Source organism: Desemzia sp. FAM 23989, from assembly GCF_045528345.1.
Taxonomy (GTDB): domain Bacteria; phylum Bacillota; class Bacilli; order Lactobacillales; family Carnobacteriaceae; genus Desemzia.
This window is the reverse complement of the sequence record NZ_JBGQQT010000063.1, coordinates 1-592: the sequence shown is the minus strand read 5'-3', so window position 1 is coordinate 592 and position 592 is coordinate 1. Positions and strand designations below refer to the sequence as shown.

Annotated in this window: 1 rRNA gene; it reads right to left on the bottom strand. The window is 48.8% G+C overall.

From position 1 onward, the window contains the following. Window positions 1-592, bottom strand: a 23S ribosomal RNA gene (locus ACEN36_RS13040); the annotation flags it as partial.

The following is a 592-nucleotide window of genomic DNA, read 5'->3' as shown; positions in this document are numbered from 1 at the left end:
TTCTCTCCTCGACTACCTGTGTCGGTTTGCGGTACGGGCTGTTTGTTTCTAACTAGAAGCTTTTCTTGACAGTGTGACATCAGGAACTTCGGTACTTAATTTCCCTCCCCATCACAACTTGTCCTTAAAGAAGCAAGCATTTGACTCACTTCAAGACTTGTTGCTTGGACGTGCATATCCAGCAGCACGCATTCCTTAGCCTCCTGTGTCCCTCCATTGTTCAAACAAAACAAACAGGTACAGGAATATCAACCTGTTGGCCATCGCTTACGCCGTTCGGCCTCAGCTTAGGTCCCGACTAACCCTGGGAGGACGAGCCTTCCCCAGGAAACCTTAGTCATTCGGTGGACGGGATTCTCACCCGTCTTTCGCTACTCATACCGGCATTCTCACTTCTAAGCGCTCCACTAGTCCTCACGATCTAGCTTCAACGCCCTTAGAACGCTCTCCTACCATAGAACCTAAGGTTCTATCCACAGTTTCGGTGTTATGTTTAGCCCCGGTAAATTTTCGGCGCAGGGTCACTCGACTAGTGAGCTATTACGCACTCTTTAAATGATGGCTGCTTCTGAGCCAACATCCTAGTTGTCTA